At 34.7% G+C, this 6,000-nt stretch carries 7 protein-coding genes; 3 read left to right on the top strand and 4 right to left on the bottom strand.

Going from position 1 to position 6,000, the window contains the following annotated elements; translation table 11 throughout:
- Positions 1-77: 77 nt before the first annotated feature.
- The 4 genes from prmC to IHO40_RS01620 form a co-directional block, all read right to left on the bottom strand.
- Positions 78-917, bottom strand: a complete 840-nt coding sequence (gene prmC / locus IHO40_RS01635) for a peptide chain release factor N(5)-glutamine methyltransferase (protein WP_225536450.1) — start codon at positions 915-917, stop codon at positions 78-80.
- 90 nt (positions 918-1,007) lie between these two features.
- Positions 1,008-1,193 carry a hypothetical protein gene (locus IHO40_RS01630; RefSeq protein WP_225536449.1) on the bottom strand — a complete coding sequence of 62 codons (186 nt, stop codon included), beginning with the start codon at positions 1,191-1,193 and terminating at the stop codon, positions 1,008-1,010.
- Positions 1,194-1,355: 162 nt separating this feature from the next.
- The gene (locus IHO40_RS01625; RefSeq protein WP_225536448.1) at positions 1,356-1,577 is read right to left on the bottom strand and encodes a hypothetical protein; all 222 of its coding nucleotides are present in this window, start codon (positions 1,575-1,577) and stop codon (positions 1,356-1,358) included.
- 485 nt (positions 1,578-2,062) lie between these two features.
- On the bottom strand, positions 2,063-2,260 hold the full coding sequence (locus tag IHO40_RS01620) for a hypothetical protein (RefSeq protein ID WP_225536447.1): 198 nt from the start codon (positions 2,258-2,260) through the stop codon (positions 2,063-2,065).
- A gap of 174 nt (positions 2,261-2,434) precedes the next feature.
- On the opposite strand from IHO40_RS01620, the gene IHO40_RS01615 reads away from it, so the two are divergent.
- The 3 genes from IHO40_RS01615 to IHO40_RS06010 all read left to right on the top strand — a co-directional run bounded on the left by IHO40_RS01615 (position 2,435) and on the right by IHO40_RS06010 (position 5,782).
- Positions 2,435-4,399: a heme lyase CcmF/NrfE family subunit gene (locus IHO40_RS01615; protein WP_225536446.1), complete on the top strand. Its 1,965-nt coding sequence runs from the start codon at positions 2,435-2,437 to the stop codon at positions 4,397-4,399.
- A 1,145-nt stretch (positions 4,400-5,544) separates the two neighbouring features.
- Positions 5,545-5,733 carry a hypothetical protein gene (locus tag IHO40_RS01610; RefSeq protein WP_225536445.1) on the top strand — a complete coding sequence of 63 codons (189 nt, stop codon included), beginning with the start codon at positions 5,545-5,547 and terminating at the stop codon, positions 5,731-5,733.
- Entirely contained in the window at positions 5,699-5,782 is an 84-nt protein-coding gene (locus IHO40_RS06010) for a helix-turn-helix domain-containing protein (protein WP_225536452.1), read from the top strand. The genes IHO40_RS01610 and IHO40_RS06010 overlap by 35 nt, the downstream gene beginning before the upstream one ends.
- The last annotated feature ends 218 nt before the right edge of the window (positions 5,783-6,000 follow it).

Below are 6,000 nucleotides of genomic sequence, written 5' to 3'. Positions count from 1 at the left end.
GATAAGGAAACCGGAGGAATCTTTAAGTAGTTTTTTTCGTTTCTATTGGATGACACTAAAATTCAGGAAGGAAGAAACTAGTCTTGTTTCACAACAATGCATCTTTTCATTCCCGCCAAGTCATATACATACTCCTGAAAAGATAATCCATATGAGGGGATTATTTTGTCGATATCGCTCTGATCCTCGCCTATTTCCAATACCGCAGATCCATTCTTTTTAAGGCACTTTCTCAATATTGGGAAAATACTCAAGTAACAGCTCAAACCATCAATACCGCCATCAAGGGCCATTTTCGGTTCTTTTTGCACTTCCGCTTGCAGGCCTTTTAATTTACTGCTTTTAATATATGGAGGATTGCTAACTATAAGGTCAAACAATCCTCTGCACTCTGTCCACGAACTTGGAAGTATTCTACCTCTGCCAGATAGATTATGCTTTTTTACGTTCTGACAAGCAACCTTACATGCTTGCAAGCTTTTTTCAAAACCTATACCAACAGCATGTTCATACTCGCTAAGTACGGATATCAGTAAGCAACCTGTGCCTGTACCAAAATCTGCAATTTTTAGTTTCTGCCCTCTGTTTGGGTAATATTTCAACACTGTCAAGATTATTGTTTCACTGTCTGGTCTTGGGTCCAAAACATGCTGATCAACTACGAAATTTTTGCTCCAGAATTCGCGATTACCTATTATTTGCGATATCGGATACCTTTCTGCTCTTTTTTTCGTCAATTTCCAAAATAGCTGTTCTTTCTCTATCGGTACCTGACAAGCATGGTTCATAATTATGAATGGTCTTTCTACGCCAAGAACGCGCTGCATAATGATTTCACAATCTAGGCATGGTGACTCAACTTTATGCGATAATAATAGTTCTGATCCCTCTTGAATTAGAGTGCTGATAGTTCTCATCGTCTCAAAAATTTAGCTCTTTCAGCCAGGAATAGTGAGGCAAAAACCCCTAGCTTAGAATAACTGTATCATATTCCAGTGTCAAGCAAGTTATAACCTAGTTACTTTAGTTCTACTCTTGACGTGTAAAGCTTCTTCTAGTTCTGTTGAAGGATTCTCCGTTCTTTCCAGTTGAGTATCTAACTTGTTCTGTATGCTCGATAAAGCTGAATCAAAGTTTTCATCAACCTGCCTTGCTTCATGCATATTATCCATTGATTCCTCGAATTCTTCCACACCACATAGGCTTCTTGTTTCTTGTGGAATACCTTTTGAATATTTCTCTCATTTGGGTTAAGTTTTGACAAATTTGCTCCTGATATCCAGCAATTCTTTCTTGATATATACCAATCACTTTCTGGCATAATTTACTCCTAAATGGATGCTCCTCTTTTTCCTTTACGTAAAGGTTTTGAAAGTGTTTACAGTTAAGGATTGCTTCTCTATATTTTTTATGTCGTTAATTATTCTGATTATTGATTTACCTATTTCACTCAAATTTCCTTCCTGTTCTTTTCTTTCAATTACACTTTTGGATTCATTTTCTGCCTTGTTCATTTTATCATATAGGTTTTTTGCACTCTTTGTAGATACTATTGGTTGCAACACTTCTTCTTCCACGCCTTTATCGTAAAAATTCTTTAACTCATTACTTGATAGTATTGCTATAGCATCTTCTCTTTTACCGGTAATTTAGAGTACGTTTTATTGAATAAACTAACATGGCTTAATAAGAAGTCTTTTATGAGCTCTTCTTTTTTTACTGCAGATAGCTTTTCTAGTGTTTCGATATATTTAAGTTTCCGCAAAAAGCTGTCCACCAGATGGATTAGATCCCTGTAATTGCTTGCTTTTGGCTTTATAAAAACCGGTTTGCAAAAATCCTCAGCTTGCTTTTTGATTACTGAGGGTTCATAGAATGCTTTTTCTGGATTGACTTTTCTCAGAATACTAGTGGCTTTTCTAACTGCTTTCTCTCTCTTTTTTTTATTGCTCTGCTTTTCATTTAATATTAGGCGCTCTCAGTTTTGGTGAAAGTATCACCGCTAGCACTCTCGACGATGTTATAAACAATGTTTTTTACAACTTGCCAGTTGCCACACAATCTATTTTCCTTGCAAAACAACAGCAAACAATTGCCAAATTTTCTTATCGACAAACTTACTTGTCTTATTTTCAAAATCTTCTCTAACGTTAAATCCTAAAATAGTATAGAAAATTTTTTCAACTATTGGCTTGTCATAATGTTTTGTTACCCTATTATTTCCATTAAATAGAGATTTACTGACTTTGATTGTACCCATGATATTACTTCAACACTATAACAAAAGTACAAAATTTAATATTTAATTTTTACTTACTGTGAACGTAATTGGAGCTGTGAAATATGGGGATATCATATTAGTTTTGCTTCTATATTAAAACTTTAACTCCTAGCTAGTTATTAGTAATATTATTCATGTAAATAACTATAGTTTATGCCTGAACTTGGGAATATATTGCTGTTGGTAGCTTGCTTGTTGTCCTTAACATATTTATTTCTACCGCTCAGTTCCTATCGGTTCGTCACTATTGCCATATTTTTCTGTGCATCAACGTCAATGGCTATTTTGATTTACTGCCATATTACAAACGATTTCTCACTCGAAAACGTATATTACTACTCTCATACAACGAAGCCTTTGATCTACAAAATCTGTGGTGTTTGGGGAAACAAAGAAGGGTCTATGCTACTTTGGACCTTAGTGCTTGCCTTTTACTTGTTTCTGATGAGCATTTTTTTTGATAATAACAGTGAACTGAAGAAGGTATCCTTGATTACTCAAAGCTTAATTTGCTTTTGTTTTTTGTTGTTCACTTTATTTGAGTCTAATCCTTTTGCTAAAATGCCAAGCGTTGAAACAGATGGTCTTGGTTTTAACCCAATATTGCAAGACATAGGTCTTGCTATTCATCCACCGATATTGTATTTGGGGTACTTCGGATTTAGCGTTCCTTTTTCGCTCTCTATAGCTGGACTCATTGCAAACACCGAGGGAAATGTTTGGGCTAAAGCTGTTAGATCTTGGGTGCTTGTTTCTTGGTCGCTGCTTACTTTGGGCATTAGCCTTGGCAGTTGGTGGGCATATCGTGAACTTGGGTGGGGTGGATTTTGGTTTTGGGATCCGGTGGAAAACGTTTCTTTGATGCCGTGGCTAGTTGCAGTAACGCTGACACATCTGCTACTTGTGGTACGAAATTTCAATGTTTTAAGAAACTTTGCCATTTTGCTCACGCTTACAACTTTTATATTGAGTGTAACTGGAACATTTTTAGTCCGCTCTGGAATACTCGCTTCAGTGCACACATTCGCTGATGATCCAAAGCATGGACTGTATATACTAGCTTTACTTGGTGTAATTACAGTCAGTAGCTTAGCAATATTTGTAGTATTTACGAGAAAAAATCGTCCATCTTTAGTGTCATTCCAGTGCTTGACACTGAAATCCAGAAAAAAAGAAGCAAGTAATCAAGCCACTCAGATGACAGAGGGCAGAAAATTCTTCTCACGTTTTACAATGATGTTGATAAACAATTTATTATTCATCACTGCTTTTTTCGTCGTATTCGTTGGCACTTTATACCCTACAATACTTGAATATTTAACCGGCGAGCTCATCTCAGTTGGAGTACCGTATTATAATTCCTTATTTAACCCTATTGCACTGGCTATTTTAGTCCTTACAATAATTGGGCAATACTGCTGTTGGCAGGGAAATAGCCTATTGCCAATATTCCGTGAATACAGACTCTCATTTTGTAGCGCTGCAGCCATTTTGCCGTTCATCTTTCATATGCAGCTAACAATTGTGCTGTCAATTACCATCTCCATAGCACTATTAGTCTTTGTTTTAGAAGCATACAGTAAAAGAATTCGCTTACTTAAGGCAGCATTTAGTGAATCAATTTTACTAGCAAAGAGAGTTTCCAAGTCCTACTATGCAATGATGCTAGCCCACGCTGGAGTGGCAATTCTGATGCTTGGTATAGCCTACTTAGTTGGCTGGCAGGAAAAAAAGGAGAATTACTTAAGAATAGGGGATAGCATAACAGTCAATAAATTCAAAGTCACTTTACAAAATATTGAGTTGATAAAAAAGAAAAACCTCCATTCAGTGAGAGGAACAATGGATATCAGGAATTTGTTGAATAATAAGGTAATAGGTGAAGTAACTCCTGAATATAGATTTTACCTTGTGGAAGGTCAAAAGAACGTTGAAAGCAGTATTTATCACAATTTATTTTCTGATATTTATGTTGTAATTGGCGAGATCGACAAAAGTAAGAGCAAGATAGCCACTAAGGTGCACTATAAACCTGGAATGCCTGCAATCTGGTTTGGATCCTTCCTAATTGCTTTTGGTTCGCTCCTTGCTGCTCTGCCTTTACCGAGAAGATTTTAATAAGACTCCTTTATACTATCACAAAAAAACTACTTGACAAATTCTTTCAACCCTCCTATCATGATACTGAAGCTATTTGTTTAACTCCCCAATCTGTACAGATTAAAAAAATGACAAGGGAGCTTATATTTGGTGTATTATTGTTTAATTTTTTGCACTATGTACACTGTATGTCTTTTTTAAAACTTCGGGTTTTACCTATATAAGCTGAAATGTGCTTAATAAGTAGTTTAGGACATCACCCAACGCCGGGGTTTTAAAATAGAGAGTAGAATAACTAACTATCTTGGGGTTTTGTTGCCTTTTTTTCTATTTGGAAAATTTCTTAAATTATAGCTTAGACTAGTTGCGCTTAAAAGCAACTAAATTGGAGTGTTCAAGACACGAAAGTGACAATACTGAAAACAAATACTGACTAGTTTTTTTTGCCTTTTTTTCCATTTAGTAAGTTTCTTAAATATTAAACAATTGTAAGAGCAGATGAATTGCAGCATTACAAAAAACATCAATATTTAATGGGTAGTAAACTGCCTCTTCTGCTTAGTTTAGGTGATGCAAAAAGTCTGTTGAGAAAGATAAGCATCCTATGAAAGCTTACAACAAAAATTTTATATAGTTATTACTATAGATAGTTATATTATGAATATATAAGAAAGAAGTTATAAAAAATAATAGACTATTATGAAACCTTATGGTAAAGCATATATTTATTTATATAAAAAAATAATATGGGTGACTTTAATGACAACTATAATGGCAAAAAGCACACTGACTCTATAAATTACAAAATGGGGCAAAAAATAAAACACTGGAGGTTAGAGAGAAAATATATTCAGAAGGATTAGTAGATAAGCTTGGGGTATCCAATAGCAAATTCTAAGACACAAACAAGGGGTAGATGACATTTATCCACATGAACTCTATACCATAGCAAAAGCGTTATCAGTTAATATTTTAAATCTGCTTCTTAGGCAAAGTGTACTAAGAGAAAAACGCTGTTTTGATAAAAGTAGGGTGCAAAGAAAGCACAATCTCATAGAAAAGTACACAAAGATAAGGGGGCAAGAACTACGCAAGGCAATTTTTGAATTAAATAAATCTATCCAAGCCGAAGAGAAAGTAATATAAAAGCAGTGAGAGCGGAAATGGCAAAAAATCTTCTTAAAGCAGGATTTTCTGTTGATATTATCTACCAAGCAACTGGCTTATTAGCTAATAAGTATGATGATAAGAAAGAAAAAGTACATATAGGTTCTACGCGTCAAAATATAGGACAAGAGATAAGGCATTGTAGGATAAATAAGAGGATATACTCAAAAGAACTTAGCAAATAAGCTAGGGATATCACAACAGCAAATACAAAGATATGAAAAAGGGATATAAATCTTGTTTCAAATTATAAATTATGTGTTATAGCAAAGGAGCTATTAGCGGGGTTGAGGTTCTACTAAAACCAGCAGAAAAAGATTGTTATGAAAATGAATATAGTGGAATGGGAGAATGTCAAAAAATCAATAATTAAGACTCACAAGATAAATTAGATGTGTTAGTAGAGTCTTTATCTAAAAGAATGCAGCCTTACAAAGAAAAGATTAACAAAA

Origin of the sequence: Wolbachia endosymbiont of Mansonella ozzardi, assembly GCF_020278625.1 — a bacterium.
GTDB lineage: Bacteria > Pseudomonadota > Alphaproteobacteria > Rickettsiales > Anaplasmataceae > Wolbachia.
This window is presented reverse-complemented; position numbering and strand designations above follow the sequence as displayed.

What these genes read in the sequence shown, in the direction of transcription:
- IHO40_RS01610 (WP_225536445.1), top strand. Translation starts at nt 5,545, where the DNA reads ATGGCAAAAAATCTTCTTAAAGCAGGATTTTCTGTTGATATTATCTAC.
- prmC (WP_225536450.1), bottom strand. Translation starts at nt 917, where the DNA reads ATGAGAACTATCAGCACTCTAATTCAAGAGGGATCAGAACTATTATTA.
- IHO40_RS01620 (WP_225536447.1), bottom strand. Translation starts at nt 2,260, where the DNA reads ATGGGTACAATCAAAGTCAGTAAATCTCTATTTAATGGAAATAATAGG.
- IHO40_RS01615 (WP_225536446.1), top strand. Translation starts at nt 2,435, where the DNA reads ATGCCTGAACTTGGGAATATATTGCTGTTGGTAGCTTGCTTGTTGTCC.